At 65.8% G+C, this 19,459-nt stretch carries 15 protein-coding genes; 12 read left to right on the forward strand and 3 right to left on the reverse strand.

Annotated features, from left to right (window positions below; translation table 11 throughout):
* Positions 1-104 precede the first annotated feature (104 nt).
* The 9 genes from QMK33_RS13195 (at position 105) to QMK33_RS13235 (ending at position 11,438) form a co-directional block, all read left to right on the forward strand.
* Positions 105-1,082 carry an AAA family ATPase gene (locus QMK33_RS13195; protein WP_283565067.1) on the forward strand — a complete coding sequence of 326 codons (978 nt, stop codon included), beginning with the start codon at positions 105-107 and terminating at the stop codon, positions 1,080-1,082.
* 76 nt (positions 1,083-1,158) lie between these two features.
* Positions 1,159-2,034, forward strand: a complete 876-nt coding sequence (locus QMK33_RS13200) for a DUF58 domain-containing protein (RefSeq protein WP_283565068.1) — start codon at positions 1,159-1,161, stop codon at positions 2,032-2,034.
* A gap of 174 nt (positions 2,035-2,208) precedes the next feature.
* On the forward strand, positions 2,209-3,795 hold the full coding sequence (locus QMK33_RS13205) for a BatA domain-containing protein (RefSeq protein WP_283565069.1): 1,587 nt from the start codon (positions 2,209-2,211) through the stop codon (positions 3,793-3,795).
* The gene (locus QMK33_RS13210; protein WP_283565070.1) at positions 3,792-6,080 is read left to right on the forward strand and encodes a hypothetical protein; all 2,289 of its coding nucleotides are present in this window, start codon (positions 3,792-3,794) and stop codon (positions 6,078-6,080) included. The genes QMK33_RS13205 and QMK33_RS13210 overlap by 4 nt, the downstream gene beginning before the upstream one ends.
* Before the next feature lie 39 nt (positions 6,081-6,119).
* Positions 6,120-7,907 carry a hypothetical protein gene (locus QMK33_RS13215; RefSeq protein WP_283565071.1) on the forward strand — a complete coding sequence of 596 codons (1,788 nt, stop codon included), beginning with the start codon at positions 6,120-6,122 and terminating at the stop codon, positions 7,905-7,907.
* Positions 7,908-8,084: 177 nt separating this feature from the next.
* Positions 8,085-8,588, forward strand: a complete 504-nt coding sequence (locus QMK33_RS13220; protein WP_349361746.1) for an RNA polymerase sigma factor — start codon at positions 8,085-8,087, stop codon at positions 8,586-8,588.
* Positions 8,509-8,859, forward strand: a complete 351-nt coding sequence (locus QMK33_RS23500; protein ID WP_349361747.1) for an RNA polymerase sigma factor — start codon at positions 8,509-8,511, stop codon at positions 8,857-8,859. Before QMK33_RS13220 ends, QMK33_RS23500 begins: the two co-directional genes overlap by 80 nt.
* Before the next feature lie 797 nt (positions 8,860-9,656).
* A complete protein-coding gene (locus QMK33_RS13230) occupies positions 9,657-10,391 on the forward strand; it encodes a hypothetical protein (protein WP_283565072.1) in 735 nt (244 codons plus the stop codon).
* 84 nt (positions 10,392-10,475) lie between these two features.
* Positions 10,476-11,438 carry a hypothetical protein gene (locus tag QMK33_RS13235; protein WP_283565073.1) on the forward strand — a complete coding sequence of 321 codons (963 nt, stop codon included), beginning with the start codon at positions 10,476-10,478 and terminating at the stop codon, positions 11,436-11,438.
* An 84-nt stretch (positions 11,439-11,522) separates the two neighbouring features.
* Here the strand turns inward: QMK33_RS13235 and proS are convergent, their stop codons facing one another.
* Positions 11,523-12,998: a proline--tRNA ligase gene (gene proS / locus QMK33_RS13240; RefSeq protein WP_283565074.1), complete on the reverse strand. Its 1,476-nt coding sequence runs from the start codon at positions 12,996-12,998 to the stop codon at positions 11,523-11,525.
* Positions 12,999-13,261: 263 nt separating this feature from the next.
* Between proS and QMK33_RS13245 the strand changes: the two genes are divergently transcribed.
* Together QMK33_RS13245 and QMK33_RS13250 are read left to right on the forward strand one after the other, a co-directional pair.
* Positions 13,262-14,737, forward strand: a complete 1,476-nt coding sequence (locus QMK33_RS13245) for a hypothetical protein (protein WP_283565075.1) — start codon at positions 13,262-13,264, stop codon at positions 14,735-14,737.
* A gap of 95 nt (positions 14,738-14,832) precedes the next feature.
* Positions 14,833-16,425 carry an OmpP1/FadL family transporter gene (locus QMK33_RS13250; RefSeq protein WP_283565076.1) on the forward strand — a complete coding sequence of 531 codons (1,593 nt, stop codon included), beginning with the start codon at positions 14,833-14,835 and terminating at the stop codon, positions 16,423-16,425.
* A 191-nt stretch (positions 16,426-16,616) separates the two neighbouring features.
* Here the strand turns inward: QMK33_RS13250 and QMK33_RS13255 are convergent, their stop codons facing one another.
* On the reverse strand, positions 16,617-17,600 hold the full coding sequence (locus QMK33_RS13255) for a hypothetical protein (protein WP_283565077.1): 984 nt from the start codon (positions 17,598-17,600) through the stop codon (positions 16,617-16,619).
* Between the two features lie 264 nt (positions 17,601-17,864).
* Here QMK33_RS13255 and QMK33_RS13260 point away from each other — a divergent pair, with 264 nt between their 5' ends.
* On the forward strand, positions 17,865-18,284 hold the full coding sequence (locus QMK33_RS13260; protein WP_283565078.1) for a SpoIIAA family protein: 420 nt from the start codon (positions 17,865-17,867) through the stop codon (positions 18,282-18,284).
* A gap of 55 nt (positions 18,285-18,339) precedes the next feature.
* Here QMK33_RS13260 and QMK33_RS13265 read toward each other — a convergent pair whose 3' ends face one another.
* Positions 18,340-19,437 (reverse strand): alkene reductase, encoded by a 1,098-nt coding sequence (locus tag QMK33_RS13265; protein ID WP_283565079.1) that lies wholly within the window; start codon positions 19,435-19,437, stop codon positions 18,340-18,342.
* Between the last annotated feature and the right edge of the window lie 22 nt (positions 19,438-19,459).

The raw sequence follows: 19,459 nt of genomic DNA on the forward strand, positions 1-19,459 counted from the left end.
GAGGTACGCTGAGCGCAGGCGTCAAATCTCAGCGTACCTCAGCGAAAACTACTGCGCACCTCAGCGGGAACTTGCCACACGGCGCTGAATGAACCATCACTATTATGACCGAACAAGACGTAACAACCTTACTCGCCAAGCTACCAACGCTTAAAGCTGAAATCGGCAAGGTCATCGTGGGCCAGTCGGCCGTGCTCGATGAGGTGCTGGTGGCGCTGCTGGCCGGCGGCCACGCCCTGCTGGAGGGCGTGCCCGGCCTGGCCAAAACCCTGCTCGTGCGCACGCTGGCCCAGGCCACCGATTTGCCGTTTCGCCGCATCCAGTTTACCCCCGACCTCATGCCCACCGACATCCTCGGCACCGAGGTGTTGGAGGAAGACCACGGCACTGGCCATCGCTCGTTCAAGTTCAACCCCGGCCCCATCTTCGCCAGCCTCGTGCTGGCCGATGAGATAAACCGCACGCCTCCCAAAACCCAGGCCGCCCTGCTGGAGGCCATGCAGGAAGGCCACGTCACCTACGCCGGCCAGGAGCACGCGCTGCCCAAGCCGTTCTTCTTGCTGGCTACGCAAAACCCTATCGAACAGAGCGGTACCTACCCGCTGCCCGAGGCCCAGCTCGACCGCTTCTTGCTCTACGTCCGCATCGGCTACCCCAGCGAGCAGGAGGAAATGGCCGTGCTCAGCGGCACCACCGGCACGGCGCGGCCCGAGGTGCAGCCCATTTTGGCCGGCGAAGACATTCGGCAATTGCAGCAGCTGGTGCGGCAAGTGAGCCTCAGCCCCGAGCTGCTGGCGTTCGTGAACCGGCTGGTGCGTGCCACCCGCCCGGCCACGTCGGAGGTGAAATTTATTCAGGATTACGGCCGCTGGGGCGCGGGCCCGCGGGCCGGCCAGGCCCTCATATTGTGCGCCAAAGCGCGGGCGCTGCTGCAAGGCCGCTTCGCCGCTACGCTTGATGATATTAAGGCCCTCGCGCCGCCCGTGCTGCGCCACCGCGTGCTGCTCAATTTCAATGCGGAGGCCGAGAATATCACGCCCGATGATGCCGTGCGCGAGCTACTGAAGGCGGTGGCGGTGTAGCGCGGACTTTTAGTCCGCGAGGGCATAATACCCTGGTAAATCACTGAACCCGCGGACTAAAAGTCCGCGCTACCTCATGCTCACCCCCGAACTCCTTTACGCCCTGCGCAACCTGCCGCTGGCCGCCCGCCAGGCGGCCGAGGGCTTTTTGGCGGGCGCGCACGCTAGCCGGCGGCACGGCGCGGGCATGGAGTTCAGCCAGTACCGCCCCTACCAGCCCGGCGACGACCTGCGCCGCCTCGACTGGCGCCTGGCCGCCCGCTCGGATAGGTACTATTTGCGCGAGTCAGAGGTCGATACCAGCCTGACCGTCAACCTCGTGCTGGACGCCAGCGCCAGCATGAACCACCGCGACGACAACGGCCTCACCAAGCTCGACTACGCCCGGCTGCTGCTGGCTGCTTTAGCGTATCTGGCTCAAAAACAGGGCGATGCCGTGGGCCTCACCATCCTGAGCCCCGGCGGCTTGCAGCACTTTCCGGCCCGCGCCGACACCCGCCAATTGCCGCGCCTCTACCACGCACTGGAGAAAGCCGAGGGCACCGGCACCTTTCCCGATGCCGCCACGCTGGCCCCCCTCACGGCCCGCCGCCAGCGCGCGTTAACCGTGTGCGTGAGCGACTTATACGAAGCCGATGGCGAGATAAGCCGCCTACTCACCCGCCTGCGCGCCACCAGCGGCGACGTGCTGCTGCTGCACCTGGTAGCCAGCAACGAGCTGAACTTCAGCTACAAAGGCTCCGTCACGTTCCGCGACCTCGAAACCGGGCAAACCATTCAGCTCGACGCCGACCAGCAACGCGCCACCTACCAGCAGCAGCTGCAACAATGGCTGCGAGACACCGCCCACGCCGCCCGCCGCCAGGGCCTCGACTACCACCAGCTCAGCACCGCCGAGCCACTCAACACGGCCCTGCGCGAGTTCTTAAAACGCAGACAGCAAATGAGTTAATAGCCACCAAACCCGCCCGTCCTTACGAGCGCAACGCAGGGGAGCGCGGTAATCTTTCCTTCACGCTGGGGTTAGTAAACCTGTGAAGCGAACGACCAAGGAAAGATTGCCGCGCTCCCCTGCGTTGCGCTCGCAAGGACGGGCGCCGCTTTTTGCCAATAAAACGTCCTCCATTTGCTCACCCTCACCAACCCGTCTGCGCTACTTGCCCTGCTGGGCCTGCTCGTGCCGCTGGCCATTCACCTCTGGAACCGCCGGCCGGGCCGCGAGGTAGCAGTGGGCAGCCTGCGCTGGCTGGCCGCCGGGGCCAACCGCCGCCTGCGTAACCTGCGCCTCGAGCAGGTGAGCCTGCTGCTGCTGCGTGCCATCCTGCTGGCCGGGTTGGCCGGGGCGCTGGCCGGCCCGCAGTGGCGGCAGCCCCGCCCCGCCGGCCGGGGCCAGGTGCTGGTGAGCCCCGAGCTGGCCGATGGCAGCCGCCTGGCCGCCGTGCGCCCCACCCTCGATTCGCTGCGGCGGCGCGGCTACGTGCTGCGCTGGCTGGCGGCCGGGCTGCCCGCCATCACGCCCGCCGAGTGGCAGGCCGACTCTTTAGGTCATCATAATTATCTGCTAATCAATAAATTAAATACTATTTCTTATTGGGCCAGAATCCAGCAGGCGGCCGATACGTTTGCCGGGCAGCCGCTGTACGCCGTGACACCGGCGGCGCTGAGCGGCCTGGGCGGCGCGCACCCGGCCCTACCCGCCAACCTCACCTGGCAAACGCTGCCGGCGCGCACGGCTACCACCTGGCTGCAAGCCGCCGCCGCCAGCCCCGGCAGCCTGCGTTTGCTGGTGGGCCAGAGCGATGAAAAACAGACGACCTTCCGGGCGGTGCGCGTCAGCCAGCCTCAACCCGGCACCACCCTCACGGTGGCCGGCCTACCGCCGCTGCGCTACGAAGTAGCCGGCGGCCGCGCCAATCTGCGGCCCATATCTACCGATTCAAGCCAAGCCCAACATCCGGTACCAGTGCAAGCCGCCGCGCTGCGGGTGATGCTCTACGCCACCGCCGGCTACGCCGAGGAGGCCCGCTACCTGCGCGCCGCTTTGCGGGCGGCCGAGGTGGGCCTGGCCGCACCCCTCGCCCTCACCGTGAGCGCCACCCCGCCCGACCCAGCCGCCGCGGCCGACTGGCTGTTCTGGCTGAGCGACAGCCCCGTACCCGCCGCCTGGCGCCGCCAGGTGCCCCGCGGGCTGCGCCTGTGGCAGGAAGCCACCGGCCCCGGCGTGGCCGACACCGCCACCCTGGCTACCGCCGCCACGGCCGGGGCTACGCCCATTCTGCTCACGCGGCGGGGCCGGCAGCCGATGCCCGCCGGCAGCCAGCCCCGCTGGGCCGATGGCCGGGGCCGCCCCGTGCTGGCCGAATTAATGCAAGGCCAAGGCGCTGCCTATCAATTAACTACGCGCCTCAACCCAGCCTGGAGCACCTTTGCCGATAGCCCAGCATTACCCGCGCTGCTGCTCGACCTGCTGGCCACCAACCCGCAGCTGGGTACCGATACCCGGCTGACTGCGCACGACCAGCGCCGCCTCGACCCGGCGCAGCTACCGGCCTCTCGCATCCAATCGGCCACTAATTCAAACACCCAACCAGCTGCTTATCAGCTTACTGACTTGCGGCCGTGGCTGGTGCTGGCGCTGGCATTTTTATTTGGCCTGGAGCGCTGGCTGGCCCAGCGCAGGGCGGCGACTTCTTCTCTTTCGACTTCGGTATGACGCAGGTAAAACTTCAGACTGCCATAGACTTAGGGGCTGCCCGGCAACAGGTGCGGGCGGCCGGGCGCAGCTACGCCGGGCGGCGGGCGGGGGCGGTGCTGCTGCCCACGCTGGCGGGGCTGCTGCTTCTGGGGGCGCTGGCAGCGCGCTGGCCGGCGGGCCGCCCGGCGCTGCTGGCGGGCTTGGTAGCCGTGCTGGCCGTGGCCGCCTGGCAGCTGTGGCCGTTGCGCTACTTCGGGCCGGCTACTGCGGCGCGGCAGCTCGACCGGCTTTTTCCCGAGCTGGAAGACAGCGCTGGGCTGTTGCTGCAAACGCCTGAGCAGCTGCCTTTTCTGGGGCGGCTTCAGCAGCAGCGGGTGGGGCAGCGGCTGGCTGGGCTGGCGGCTACGCAAGCGCCCCTGCTGCCAGTTGCCTTTAAAAACTCCTTGTTAGTCAGTTTCTTGCTGCTAGCGGGTGCAGTAGCGGCCTGGTGGCTGCCGGTGCGCCAGCCTGCGGCAATGGCCCCGGCGGCCGTGGCCTTGCGCTTTGCCCCCGACGCGGCCCGGCCGGTACCAGCCACTGCGCCGCGCATCACTAAAGTGGAACTGCTGGTGACGCCGCCGGCCTACACCCGGCGGGCGGCTTTTGCACCGGTGGCAGCCTCGTTTCAGTGCCCGCAGGGGTCGCGGGTGCGCTGGGTGGCTACCGTGAACCGGGCGGCGGACGAGGCACCCACGCTCGAACTTGGGGACCAGAAGATAAAGCTGCGGCCCGTGGCTGGCCAGCCCACGCAGTTTGCCGCCGAGCAGGTGCTGAGCGCCTCCGCCTTGTACCGAATGCGCTACGCGGGGCAGACTTCGGACGATTACGCCATCGACGTGCGGCCCGACCAGGCCCCGACTATTCGCCTGCAAACGCCTAAGCCTTACACGCTTATCGCGGCGGTGGGCACGCGGCCGGAGGTACCCATCCGGGCCACGCTGCGCGACGACTACGGCCTCACGCGGGCCGAGCTGGTTATCACGGTGGCGCAGGGCCAGGGCGAGGCGGTGAAGTTTACGGAGGTGCGCCGCGACCTGAGCGCCGCCCTGGCCGGGCAGCCGGGCCAGGCCACGGTGGGCAGCCTGCTCAACCTGCCCAAACTCGGGCTCACCTACGGCGACGAGCTGTACTTCTACCTACTGGCCCGCGACAACAACGGCCACTCGGCCCGCTCCGACGCCTTTTTGGTGCAGTGGCAGGACACGGCCGCCGCCGCCAGCGCCCTCGACGTGGGCCTGGGCGTGAACACCGCGCCGGCCTACTTCCGCAGTCAGCGCCAGGTGATTATCGATACCGAAAAGCTTATCAAAGAGAAGCCTACGCTCACGGCGGCCGAGTTTAGCAACCGGGCCAATGCGCTGGGCTTCGACCAGCAGTCGCTACGGATGCGCTACGGCAAGTTTTTGGGGGAAGAGGCCGAAAAAGGAATCGGCGTAACGGCCGGCCCACCCACCGCCGACGAGCCCGCCTCGCCCACCGCCGAGGTGCCCACGGCCGACGCCCCCACCGCCGACCTCAAGCCCGCTGCCCATACCCAGGAGGCCGACGATGACCACGACCATCACGCCGAGGCGCCCACCGGCCGCCACGCCTCCCAAACCGCCGCCACCGACGCGCTCATGGACCCCTACATCCACAAGCACGACGACGCCGAAACCGCCGACTTCCTGGAGCCCGCCGTGAAGGCCAAGCTCCACGCCGTGCTCGACGAGATGTGGGCCGCCGAGCTGCGCCTGCGCACTGGCCAGCCCGCGGCCGCGCGCCCCTACGAGTACCGCGCCCTGCGCCTGCTCAAGGAGGTGCAGCAGCAAACCCGCGCCTACGTGAAAAAGGCCGGCTTCACGCTCCCGCCCTTCCCCGAGGCCACGCTGCGCCTCACCGGCGAGCTGAAAGGGGCCGCCGCTCCGCGCCGGCAAGCCACCGTGCCGGCCCCCGCCACCCAGCCCGCCGTGCGCGCCGCCCTACGCTGGCTGGCCATCCAAACCGGCCAACCCGCCCGCCCCGCCGATGCCCCGGCCCTCGACCAGGCCAGCGCGGCCCTGGCCCAGGCCGCCCTGCAAAAGCCGGGCTTTTACCTCCCCGCCCTGCGCGCCCTGCGCCAACTGGCGGCCGAGGCCCGCGCCGGCCAAGTACCCAGCCCCAGCGCCCTCGCCCCGGCGCAGCGCGCCCTCGCCGACCTGCTGCCGGCCCCCGTGCCCACCGCAGCCCCAGCTGCCACACCCGACCGACTGGCCCGACGATACTTTCAGGAGCTGAGCCGGTAATTTTAGCTAACTTATTGATTAATAGTTAACAAACTAAATTTGCTCACTTCTACTTCTTCTTTACTACTAGCCGGCGCTTGCGTGCTGCTGGGCCTGGGGCTGCTGGCCGCCGCCCTGCGGCGCGCCGACCGCCGCCGCCTGGTGCTGCGCGTGCTGGCCAGCCTGGCCGCCCCGCTGGCCCTGTGGCTCACGGCCCACCCGCCGCTGCAACAGGTGCCCGCCGCCCGCGCCGAAGCCATCGTGCTCACGCCTGGCTACCAGCCCGATACGTTGCGCCAGCTGCTGCGCCGCCTGGGGCCGGGCACGCCGGTGTGGGCCTACGGCACCCCGCCGCCGGCCCGCGCCAAGGCCCTCGGCGGCTTGCTGAGCCTGGGCGAGCAGCGGCCCGCGCTGCGCCGCTTGCACTTGCTGGGCGAGGGCCTGCCCGCCAGCGTCCTGCCGGCGCTGGGCCGGGTGGCCGTGGTGCGCCACGCCGGGCCCGCGCCCAGCGGGTTTCAGGCCGCCAACTGGCCGCAGCAACTCACGCTGGGCCAGCGAGTTGAGGTAGAAGGTACCGTAGCCACTGGCCCCGGCCCCGCCTGGGTAAGCCTGCACGCCGATGGCGCGGGCCGTGATTCGGTGCGGCTGCCCGGCGGGGGTAGCTTTCGCCTGCGCTACCAGCCTAAAGTGGCCGGCCTGGCGCGCTACGAGTTGGTGCTGCGCCGCGCCGGCAACCCCGCAATTACTGAACCCATTCCGTTGGAAATCAGCGCTCAGGCGCTGCCGCCCGTGCTGCTGCTGGCCGCCGTGCCGGGCTTCGAATTCAAGTTTTTGAAGAACAGCCTGTCTGCGGCTGGCCGGGCCGTGGCCCTGCGCACCACCGTAAGCCGCGGCCTGGTGCAAACCGAGTTTCTCAACCAGCCCGCCCAGGCCCTCGACCGCCTCACGCCCGCATTATTGGCCCGCTACGCCGTGGTAGTGGCCGATGCCGCCACCCTGGCCAGCCTGCCCACCGGCGAAGGCCAGGCCCTGCGCGCCGCCATCAACCAGGGCCGCCTGGGCCTGGTGCTGCTCGCCGATGCCACGCCCCTGCCCGCCGCCGTGCCGGCCCGCGCCGCCTTTGCGGTGCAGCCGCTGCCAACAGCCGGGGCCGCGCCCCAACCGCTGAGCTGGCCCGATGCGCCGGCCCCGGTGCGGGCCCTGCTACCCGCCCGCCTGCGGGCGAGCGCGGCCTTGCGCCCCCTCATTACGGGCCCGAATGCGGCGCTTGTGGCCGCCAGCCAGCGCTACGGCCTGGGTACGGTGGTAGTATCAGTGGTGCCCGAAACTTTCCGCTGGGCCTTGCAGGGCCAGGCGGCCGCCTACGCCTCGTTCTGGAGCCAATTGCTGACCGCTGCCACGCCGCCGCCCGCGCCCGCGGCCACCTGGCAGACCCTTGACCGCTGGCCGCGCGCTCGGCAGCCGCTCACGCTGCGCCTGGCGGGTACCATGCCCACCAGCCTGCCCACCGTGCAGCCGCTGGCTGGTGGCACGGCCGTGCAGCTGGCCCTGGCCCAGGATACCCGCCTGCCCGAGTGGAGCACCGCGCAATACTGGCCCGCCCGCGCCGGCTGGCACCAGCTGCGCGGCCCCGGCCGCACGCGGCACAGCTTCTACGTGTACGACTCGGCCGCTTGGCGCGGCCCCGAACTACTAGCCCGCCAACAGGCTCTTGCTGAACGTACTACGCGCCTGGGCGCAGTAGCTGCGACGGCCACAGTTACCGTGCCGCAGCCGTGGCCGGCGGGGTGGTTCTTCGGGTTGTTTTTACTGGCCGCCGGCTTTTTGTGGCTGGAAGAAAAGCTGTAGAAAAGTTTGCTTTGGAAGGCTGGCTGTGGTTACTCCCGGCAAGTAGCCGAGTTGAAGTAAGCGCCGCCGCCGAGGACACCGGCTTATTTTTTGGACCAACGCAACCCCTGCGCGCTCGCCCCGGTCAAGCCCCCGAATGCCGCTGCTACCAGACGGGCAATCGCTAGCTGCCCACGTATGACTGCTCCTGCCTCTGCTATTTCTGATACCCTGCTGGCGGCCTGCCGCCGGGGCGAAGAGTCAGCGCAGCTACGGCTTTATAATCTACTGGCGCCCCAACTGATGGGGGTGTGCCTGCGCTACTGCCCCAGCCAGGCTGAGGCAGAGGATGCCCTGCAAAACACGTTTGTCAAGCTTTTCACCCGCCTCGACCAGTACCGGGGGGAGGGCCCATTTGAGGCCTGGGCGCGGCGCGTGGCCGTGCGCACCTCCTTGCACGCGTTGGAGAAGCATCGGGTGCGCCACCCTGGTGGCTACGGCCCGGCCGACCTCGACGGCCACGCCGCCGACCTGCCCAGCGGCGAGCCTTCGGCCCTAGATGAGCTGGCGGCGGCCGACCTGCTGAATCACCTCGCGGCCCTACCCCCCCGGCTACCGCACCGTGCTCAATCTATACGCTATCGAAGGCTACTCGCACCCCGAAATAGCCCAGTTGCTGGGCATTGCGGAGGGCACCAGTAAGTCGCAGCTGGCCCGCGCCCGCCAGTTGCTGGCCCGGCGCCTGCACCTAGCTCAATCCAAGCTCTGTCAACCATGGAGGAAACTCCTGAAAACCCCAACGACGCCAGCGACCCGCTGCTGGCCGCGCTGCGGGAGCGCCTGGGCAACTACAGCGCGCCCCCGCCACCCGGTGCGTGGGCGGGCATCCGGCAGCGCCTGCCCGCCGCTACGCAGCCGTGGTGGCGGCGCTCGCGGCCCCTGCTGCTCTTGCTGGTCCTGCTACTTACTTTAGGGCTGACCGGCGTTCTGGTAAGTCGGCAGCAGTCTTTTTTCGCTGAGCCCAGTACACCTACAGCAGCGGCGGGCAATGGTGCGCTCACCCGCACCCCGCAACCAAATTCCCGCGCGCTCATTAGCAACAAGTTATCCTCTACGCCATCTACCCCACTACCCTCAGCTAGCGCAGAGCCAGCATCGCCCTCTGCACACGCGAGGCAATCTGCCCTGTCAGCGCCTCAAGATGCGAAAGGAGTAGCGTTGGCAGCAACCGGCACCAGCGAGCCGGCAAAGACCACTCGACGGACGCCGGCCGGGGGGCTTGCTCCCGTTAAGTCGCGGTCAATAGCCGACTTGGCAACGGCTGGCGGGCGCATGAAGAGCCTGGCCATGCGTGGCACCCTATTACCTGCCGCCGCCGTGGCAGCCCAACGCCGGGCGCGATGGCACCTGCCGGCTGGGCTTACTAAAGCGGGATGTGCAGACTCGGAACTGGCTTTTGGCAAAACCACCACTGCCGAGGCGAGCGTAGCGGCCTCATTAGCGAAGAACAAGAGCCATACTATAGCTGCCCACCGGCACCATAATATTCAGCACCTGCGTCAGGGCCAGCTGGCCAGCTTTGGCCGGCCGCAAAGGCGCCGCCAGCCATTATTCACTAAGGAATTGACATCCAATTCACTACGTTACAAAAATACGCATCGTACTGTAGGAGAATAAGTTACATCTAACGAATTCACTGATAGCACTACTGCTACCGCGCTAGCGGCTGCGGGCCCGCTTGATGCCCGCCCGAGCCGGCTGGCTAGCCTGGTGCCCCGCAACAGCGGGCTCGTGCTGCCGGCTACTGCGCGGCCGGCCACCGTGGCGGCCCGGCCCGATTCGAGCCGGGCCACCCAGCCGGTGCGGCGCTGGGCGCTGCTGGCGCTGGCCGGCCCCACGCTCAGCTACCGCACCAATGGGCCGCGGCCGGCTACTACCAGCGGCTACCCCGACCTGGCCCACCTGGAGCGGCCCGCCGCCGGCCTGGGCGCGCAGGTACAGGTACGCCGGGTGCTGTCGGGCCGCTGGGCGCTGGCGGCGGGCCTAGGCTACCAGAAATACGCTACGCGCCTGGTACTGCAGCTGGGTGATTCTGCTGGCTCCCGGCATCTAAATCAGCGCGATACCTACCGGTTGCTCACGCTGCCTGTGCAGCTCAGCTACGCGCTGGGGGCCCCGCGCGGCCGGCTCGCCAAGGCCTTGCTGGTGGGCACCGAAGCGGGCTGGTACCAGGGCGGCCGCAGCACCGAGGGCAGCGACTGCGGCTGCCAGCAGCAGGCTTACTCGGCTAGCAGCAACCCCTACCAGCCGTGGAGCCTGGCCCTGAGCCTGGGCCTCGACCTGCGCTACCGGGTGGGTAGCCCAGCCTCGCGCTGGCAATGGGTGGTGCAGCCCACCGGGCGCTACGTGCTTACGTCGCTTACCGGGGCCAATGGCGTGGGCTTCAGCACTCGCCGACCTTTTAACGTGGGCTTGCTCACTGGTTTTTCCTGGGATATTCGCTAGGCTCCGAAGCTGACCGGCCGGCCGCTTCACTTAGCAAACAATCCTTGTTTCATGCTCCATTTTCCATTTTGTAAATACCCTATTATGAAGCACTTACTCTTGCTAGCCGCGGCCGGGCTGCTGCTGGCCAGCTGCCGCAAAGCCGACGTCATTGTGTGCGACCCAACGCCGGCCGATAGCCTGTCGCTAGCCGATTTTACGCGCCGCAACAGTGCGCCTGTGCAGGCGTTTTCGCTCGCAGTTGGCACCACCACCACGCTCACCACGCAAGCCGGCACCACCCTGGTTTTTCCGGGCAATGGCTTTATTCTGCCCAGTGGGGCAGCGGCTACGGGTACGGCCGAGGTGCGCGTACGAGAAATTCGCTCGGTACCCGAAATGGTACTGGCCAACATGCCGACGACCGTGGCCGTTACGCGGCAGTTGTTGGTGTCGGGCGGCGAGTTCAGCATTCAAGTCTGGCAGGGGGCAAGCCGCCTGCGCCTGAAGTTCACCTCTACCCCGCTGGGCACGGCCACCGGCCTGGCCCTGCAAACGCCCATTCGGGCAGAGCAAGACATTACCCCGCAGCTTTTGTGGCAGCAGCCCGCCAAACTGCTCGCCAGCCCCATTTCCGACTCGACGGGCTGGGTACTGCGCGATACCCTGCGGGCCCAAGTACCCAGCTTTTACCGCACCTTAATACCCCTCGATTCTATTGGCTGGTGGAACATTGACCAGCTCTGGCACCGCTACCTCAACAATACCACCGTTGAGGTGCAGGTAGCTACGCCGGCCACAGAGCCCGGTGATACCCGGGTATTCTTGCGGCCCGTGGGCTACAACGGCTTGGCGCGCCTGCCCTCGCCGGTGGCCGGCTCGGCGAGAACGCGCTGGGCTTATTCGCTGCCCATCGGCGTCGAAATGATAGCCGTGGTGCTGCAATCCGTTCAGGGCCAACTGTATTACGGCACTCAGCGCCTCACCAGCCAGTCGGGCCTGGTGGTGACGCCGCCACTCGTGGCCGTGTCCGAAGCAGAGGCCGTGCGACTTATCCGGCAGCTTTAGTTTCTTTTGGCAGAAGGGATTACCTAAGCAAAGAAGCCTCCGTACTGACACGGAGGCTTCTTTACTTAGGTATTGATAACGAGGCTAGTATGCCCGCGCAAACCACGCCCGGCGCGGGCTGGGCTTGCCCGTTACGATGCACACGCCTTCCTCGTCGGCTTCGTTGAGGGGCAGGCAGCGCACGGTGGCTTTGGTTTGCTCCTTGATGAGCTCCTCGGTTTCGGAGGTACCGTCGTAGTGGGCCACCACGAAGCCACCTTTGCCGTCGAGCACGGCCTTGAACTCGTCGTAGGTTTCGACGTAGGTGGTGTGGGCTATTTTATAGTCCTTGGCCTTGTTGTACATATTCAACTGAATGTCGTTCAGTAGTTTATCTACGCTGTCTACTATGTCGGCCAGGGGTAGCTGCAGCTTCTGCTTGGTGTCGCGGCGGGCGGCTTCGATGGTGCCGCCGTCGAGGTCGCGGTTGCCGATGGCCAGGCGTACGGGCACGCCTTTCAACTCCCACTCGGCAAACTTGGCGCCGGGGCGCTCGGTGTCGCGGGCGTCGAGCTTCACCGAAATGCCGCGCGCAATGAGGCCCTGCTGAATGGGCCGGATGCGCTCGATGAGCGCATCCATCTCGCCGGTTTTGTAAATGGGCACGATAACTACCTGGATGGGCGCCAGCTTGGGCGGCAGCACCAGGCCTTCGTCATCAGAGTGGGCCATTACGAGGGCACCCATGAGGCGGGTGCTCACGCCCCAGCTGGTGCCCCACACGTACTCGCGCACGCCTTCCTTATTGGCAAACTGCACATCAAAGGCCTTGGCAAAATTCTGGCCCAGGAAGTGGCTGGTACCGGCTTGCAGGGCCTTGCCGTCCTGCATCAACGCCTCAATGCAGTAGGTATCCTCGGCCCCGGCGAAGCGCTCGTTGGGGGTTTTCACGCCTTTCACCACGGGCAGGGCCAGGTGCTCCTCGGCAAACTCGGCGTACACGTCAAGCATCTGGCGGGTTTCGGCCACGGCCTCGCCGGCGGTGGCGTGGGCGGTGTGGCCTTCCTGCCACAAAAACTCGGCGGTGCGCAGGAACAGGCGCGTGCGCATTTCCCAGCGCACCACGTTGGCCCACTGGTTGATGAGCAGCGGCAGGTCGCGGTAGCTCTGCACCCAGCCCTTGTAAGTGCTCCAGATGATGGCCTCCGAGGTGGGGCGCACAATGAGCTCTTCCTCCAGCTTGGCGTTGGGGTCTACGCGCAGCTTGCCGGGGCGGTCGGGGTCGTTTTGGAGGCGGTAGTGGGTGACCACGGCGCACTCCTTGGCGAAGCCTTCGGCGTTCTTTTCCTCGGCCTCAAACAGGCTTTTGGGCACAAACAGCGGGAAGTAAGCATTTTCGTGGCCGGTGCGCTTGAACATGTCGTCGAGCTGGCGCTGCATCTTCTCCCAAATGGCGTAGCCGTAGGGCTTGATGACCATGCAGCCGCGCACGGCCGAGTTTTCGGCGAGGCCGGCGCGCTTTACCAGCTCGTTGTACCAGAGCGAATAATCTTCCTGGCGGGTAGGCAACTTTTTACTCATAATGGCATCTAAAAACCAGTATATCGGCGAAGGCCCGGGGCCGGCCGATTCTGGTATGCGTTTTGTGTCAGTAACTTTAGCAGGAAAGGCACCGTTTTGGGGCGAAATTACGTTATAGTAGGGCGCACCCGCACGGAAGTTTGGAGGAGAAAGGTTTTTTTGGGCTGGGCCGAGGGGCCCGGACTTCACATAGCTTCCATTTGCCACGCACTTATTTTACTAACCCACTCAGCTACTGGCTGATTTCTTACTTTTTTCTGGTCATGAAAAACCTGCTCACTGCCACTTTGCCGGCCCTGGCGCTGCTCGCTTTGGGCGGGTGCGCCACCTCCGGGGCGCTGACGACCTCCACGGAGAACGACGGCGTGTACTACTCGTCCAGCGACCACACCACGGCCGCCTACCAGGCCCGCCCGGGGTACGCCAGCAACGGCACCATTCCGGCCCGCGCCCTCGATGACACCACCCCCGTGGCGGCCGCCACCACCGACGATGCCAACCCCGATTACCAGGGCGGGCAGGCGCAGGGCGCGGCCACGGGCACCGATTATTACAGCAATAATTACTCGTCGGGCTACGGCGGCAGTGGCTTTGGCCAGCCCTACGCCGGGCCGGGTGTGAGCTCCTACAACTACACGCCCGCCACGGCCTACGCCGTGTCGCCGTCGTACTACGGCTCGCCCTACGGCTACAACAGCGCGTTTGGGTACGGCTTTTCGCCGTTTGGCTATGGCGGGGGATATGGTGGCAGCTATGGCTTTTCGCCCTTCGGCTACGGTGGCGGCTACGGCTACTCGCCCTTCGGCTATGACCCCTTCTTCTCGCCCTATGGTGGTTTTGGCTACGGCTCGGGCTTGAGCATCGGGTTTGGCTACGGCGGCTTTGGGCGCTACGGCTCACCTTTTGGCTACGGCTACGGCTCGCCATTTGGGTATGGCGGCTATGGCGGTTACGGCTCGCCCTATGGCTACGGCTACGGTGGGGGCTACGGCCGCGGCTACTACGATGCGTACGGCGGGGGCTACAATCGCCCGGTTATTTACACGCGGGGTGCGGGCGTGAGCTCGCCCGGCGCGGGTGCCGTGCTCTATGGCTCGCGCAACAACCGCGGTGGGGCCGTAATGAACCCCCGCGGCGCAGCCGGCAACCCCGTCAACATCGGGGGTGGCAACAGCAACGGTGGGCGCGTGTACACGGGCAACGGCGGCTCCTACACGGGCAATGCCGTAGGCCTGCCAAGCAATGCTACCGGCTCCAACATGCCAGCCGGCCCCACGGGCCGCGGCGGCCGGGCGGTTAGCTTCGGGGGTGATGCTACGGGCCAGCCAGTATATTCCAACCCTTCGGCCGGCCAGTCCAATGCGGCTCCGCAGCCGCAGGCAGCGGGGGTCGGCAGCTCGCGCCGCGGGTTCTTCGGAGGCTTCTTTGGCAATGGCAGCAACGGCGGCCAGCCTATGAACGCCAATGGCCAGCCCATGAACAATAATGGCTATAGCAACGGGGCTCGCCAGCGCTCAGCCAACACCAACTACGGCCAGAACCAGGGCCAGATGCAGCAGCAGCAAATGCAGCAGCGCGCCTATAGCCAGCCCAGCCGCTCGATGGAGCAGCGCAGCTTCTCGCAGCCCCAGCAGCAAATGTCGCAGCCTTCCCGCTCGTTTGGGGGTGGCGGTGGCGGTGGGGGTGGCAGCTTTGGCGGTGGTGGGGGCGGCGGCGGCGGTGGCCGTGGTCGTCGCTAGGCAACCCGCTAGTAGTTAGTCATTTAGTAAATACCGCTTGATTTTACCCGAGCCGGTCTCAGGGGCCGGCTCTTTTTTGCCCATACTTTTTTCTTATGAAGCACACATTTATGGGCCTGGCTACGTTGCTAGGCGGTTTTTTGGCCTTGAGCCAACCAGCCCAAGCGCAAGGTGGCTACGCGGGCGATGCCCTCATGTACATGCGGCAAAACCCCAGCGGCACGGCGCGCAGCCTGGGCCTGGCGGGGGCCAATGTGTCGCTGGGGGCCGATTTTGGCAACCTCACCAGCAACCCGGCCGGCCTGGGCTTCTACACCAAGTCGGAGGTGAGCCTGACGCCGGGCGTGGGCTTTGGCACGGCCAACGCCACGCAGGTGGGCAACTCGGCCGCCGTGGGTGGGTCGTACCCGTCGGTTTCGCAAACGGCCAACAGTTTTCACATGGCTAGCGCGGGTGTGGTGTTTGCCAACCGCCGGCCCGACAACGACGGCAGCGACTGGCGCGGCGGCTCGTTTGCCCTGGGCTTCACGCGCCTGGCCGACTTCAACCAGGCCCTGCGCTACCAGAATACGACCGACGATAACCACTCGTTTTTTCAGCGCCTGCGCGAGCCCTACAACAACGGCGACTATACCAGCGCCAGCTACCAGAACAACTTGGACGACATCTTCAACCAGGCCCAGACCAACGGCACTTACACCAACATCGACGGCCTAGCCTTTGGCACGGGCCTCGTTGACCAGATTAAGGTAGATAACCCCGGCACGGGCTCGGCCCAGGGCAAAACCATTTTCCGCAACGCCACGCCCGTGCGCAACGGGGCCATCACCCAAAACGAGGATATTCTGACTAAGGGCTCGCTCTCGCAGTTTGACCTGGGCTACGGCGGCAACTACCGCGACCGCCTCTACATTGGCGGCGGCGTGGGGGTGGTATCGCTCAACCGCACGCGCACCAGCACGTTCAGCGAAAGCTCAAGCGGCGAGCTGGATTTTGTATCGACCGACTACCTTAAAACCACGGGCACCGGCATCAACGCCCGCCTGGGCGTGATTGTGCGCGCCGCCGACGCCCTGCGCCTCGGGGCCTCGGTGCAAACGCCTACCTACATCCGCCTAAATGAGGTGTACAACACCTCGCTCGTGGCCAACACCAAGTACGCCGCCAATAACGGCAGCTCGCTGTCCACGGCTCCCGGCACGTTCGATTACAGCATCACCACGCCCTTCCGGGCCAATGGCGGGGCTACCGTGCTACTGGGCAAAGTCGGCTTCCTCACCGGCGACGTGGAGTACGTGGGCTACTCGCAGGCCAAGTTCAAAACCACCGACGGCAGCAGCGACATTGGCCTCGAAGATGGCAACGCCAGCATTGCCAACGGCTACCGCAACGTGGTGAACGCCCGCGTGGGTGCCGAAGCCCGCCTCGATATCTTCCGGGTGCGCGCCGGCTACGCCTACTACGCCGACCCCTACAAAAATGGTGGCGACTCGCCCAGCCGCAACCAGAACTACTTCTCGGCCGGAGCCGGGGTGCGCACCAAGGCCTTTTTCGTGGATGTGGCCGGTGTCTACCTCACTTCCAAGGAGTTGTACCAGCCCTACCAATTGGCTCGCCTGGTTCCGCCTATGGTCAACTACTCTAATAACCGCTTCACGGCGAGCCTCACCGGCGGCCTGCTTTTTTAGGCCCGCCCGCGCTGCTTGCGCCGCAAAAAGCGCCCCCACTTGCGCAGCCTTCAGGCCGCGCAGGTGGGGGCGCTTTTTGGTTGATGCCCAGCTATTCGAATGAGTACGGGGCGGGCTTTGCGGCGGCTATCCGCTCGTTGGAAGCGCCGTTCGTTCTAGCGGCGAGCGGACAACCGCCCGCCCGCCCCAAACTACAAAGTCAGCAGGGGCTGCTTGGCCAGCCTTATTTCGAGCTGCAAGCCCACGGCCGTGGTGCCGTTGGGCACGCTCACCACCCGCATCAGCCCGTACACCGCCTTGTTGCTGGGCAGGCGGTGGGCCTGAAAAGCATACACCTGGCCGACGGCCAGTGTACGCAGGTAGGCGCGGCCCGGCCCGGCAAACTGGTTGATGATGGCCGTGGTATCCTGCGTACCCGTGAAGTCGGCGGGCAGCAGGGTAGTCAGCCGGAAGCGGGTTGTGCTGCGGTTGCCCGGGCCCCAGCGGGCGCTGCTGAAGGGCTGGTACAGCTCCAGCGAATCGGTCGAAACCAGGCTAAGGCCGTTGGGCAGCACCACCACGTCGGTGAGTTGCTGCAAGGTGGGGTTGGCCACACTGCCCAGTACCGTGTAGGCGGGCAGCGCAATGCCCGATTTAAGGTCGATAAAGCGGCGGTCCGACCTTTTGGTGGCCGGCACGCGCAGCTTCAGCAGGTAGTTGTGGTAGAGCTTGAGCGAGTCGGTGTAGCGCACCGTGGTAATGAACGAGCGCGCCGACTTATTGCCTTCCGCGTCGGTGGCGGTAAACGTCCAGTTTTCACTGCCCGACGTGGTGCGCACCCCAAACACGGGCGTAAACAGGAAGTTGGCCGCGTTCAGCGTGGTGTCGAGGTACACTACCTCCGCGTCGGAGGGCGGCGTGGCGATAAACAGGTTGAGGGCGGCCGGGTACGCAAACGGCTCGCGCCGGGGCGAGTAGGTTACCACCGCCCGAAAATTGGTGAGCTTGGCCGCCTGCCCGCTAACGGCGCTGGTTACGGCATACAGGCTCGTGGCCAGGGTGTCGCCGGCCGCCACTTTGGCCCGGTTGCCCGACGTAAAGCGCGCCGAGCTAATGAAATACAGCTTGAGCGGGCCGCTGACCTGGGCGCAGCCCGCCAGCAAAAACACACTCACCACTACCAGTAAAAAACGCATACGCAGGCACTAAAAAGAGAAGAAGCACAAAGGTCGGGCCGCGGGCGCACCCACCGGCCGCCCCGCCCCACCTCCCCAACGCCGGGCGGCGCGCAGATATTCCCCGTCCCGGCCCGGCGCGGCTCTTTTAGCGCGAGTCCGCCAGGGGCCGGGGCCGTTATATTTTGGGCAAGTTTATTTACAATTTACTGGTTTATAATTAATTACAAATTATAAGGCAACTTCAGGCGGCTCTCACTTGCCAGCAGCTACCTTTGAAATACGATGGCCGCTGTTTTGTCTTCCAGTGTTTTTTTTGAGAACGCCGCCGGCCGGGTGCTGGTCGACCCCGCGGGCTTTGTGCGCTCGTACTGGGGCGCGCAGCCCCGCACCCTGGCCGACACCCAGGCCCTGCTGCTGCACCTCACCCGGGCCATGCAGCGCCACAGCCAGCACCGGGTACTCAGCAACCAGCAGCACATGCACCCCCTCTCTACCGCCGAGCAGGCCTGGGTGGCCGAGCACTGGCTGCCCCAGGCCGTGCACGAGGCCGGCTACCGCGCCTGCGCCGTGGTGCTGGCCACTAACCTCTACGCCCGCCTGGCCATGGCCTACGTCACCACCAGCGTAAAAGGCCTGCCCATGCGCTACCGCTCGTTCGACAACGAAGCTGAGGCCCAGGCCTGGCTGCTGAAGCAGGCCTAACAAAAAAGCGGCGCCGAGCTTTCGCCCAACGCCGCTACAACTATTTCATAATCAATTACTTAGCCAGAGCCGGGTAATCGGTGTAGCCCTTAGCACCGGGCACGTAGAACGTGTCCTTGTCGCCTTCAGCCAGCGGGGCGTTTTGGGCAAAGCGCTCCACCAAGTCGGGGTTGGCAATGTAGAGTACGCCGTAGGCCACGAGGTCGGCATTGCCGTCGGCAATCACTTTGTTGCCCTTCTCCTGGTCGAAGCCAGCGTTGATGATGAGCGTGCCTTGGTACAGGGGGCGGTAGCGCTGGGCAATGTGCGGCTCGGCAAACTCGTTCTGGCTCACGTCGGTGAAGGGCTCCGAAAGGTGCAGGTAGGCCAGGTTGTAATCGTTGAGGCGCTTCACGATGTAGTCGAACGTGGGGATGGTCTCCGCGTCGAGGGTCATGCCAAACATACCGTCGAGCGAGGGGTTGAGGCGCGAGCCCACCTTGCCCAGGTCCACACCGGCCGCCTGCATGGCATCCAGCACTTCAAAGAAGAAGCGGGCGCGGTTCTCCATCGAGCCGCCGTACTCGTCGGTGCGATGGTTGGCGGTGCCGTTGAAAAACTGGTGAAACAAGTAGCCGTTAGACGAGTGAATCTCCACGCCATCGAAGCCGGCCGCCAGCGCGTTTTGCGCAGCCTGCACGAAATCAGCTACCGTTTGCTTGATTTGCGCCACCGTCATGGCCGCCGGGGCCACGGTATCCTTAAAGCCGGTGGGCGTATACACCTGGCTGTGCGGGTCGAGGGTCGAGGCCGAGAGCGGCAGGTTGCCACCGAGCAAATCGGGGTGCGACATGCGGCCCACGTGCCAGATTTGGGCAAAGAATTTACCGCCTTTGGCGTGCACGGCGGCGGTCACTTTTTTCCAGCCCTCCACTTGCTCGGGCGTGTAGAGACCGGGCACGTTGATGTAGCCCACGGCCTCGGGGCTCACAAACACGCCTTCCGAGATGATGAGACCGGCCGAGGCGCGCTGCGCGTAGTACTCGGCCATCAAGTCGTTGGGCACGGTGCCGGGGTTGTCGGCGCGGCTGCGGGTCATGGGGGCCATCACCACGCGGTTTCTCAGGGTTAATTTATCGGAGTAATACGGGGTCAGAAGCGGTTGCTCAGCCATGGGGCAATACAAAAATGAAGTA

Source organism: Hymenobacter sp. H14-R3 (genome assembly GCF_030063445.1).
Classification (GTDB): domain Bacteria; phylum Bacteroidota; class Bacteroidia; order Cytophagales; family Hymenobacteraceae; genus Hymenobacter.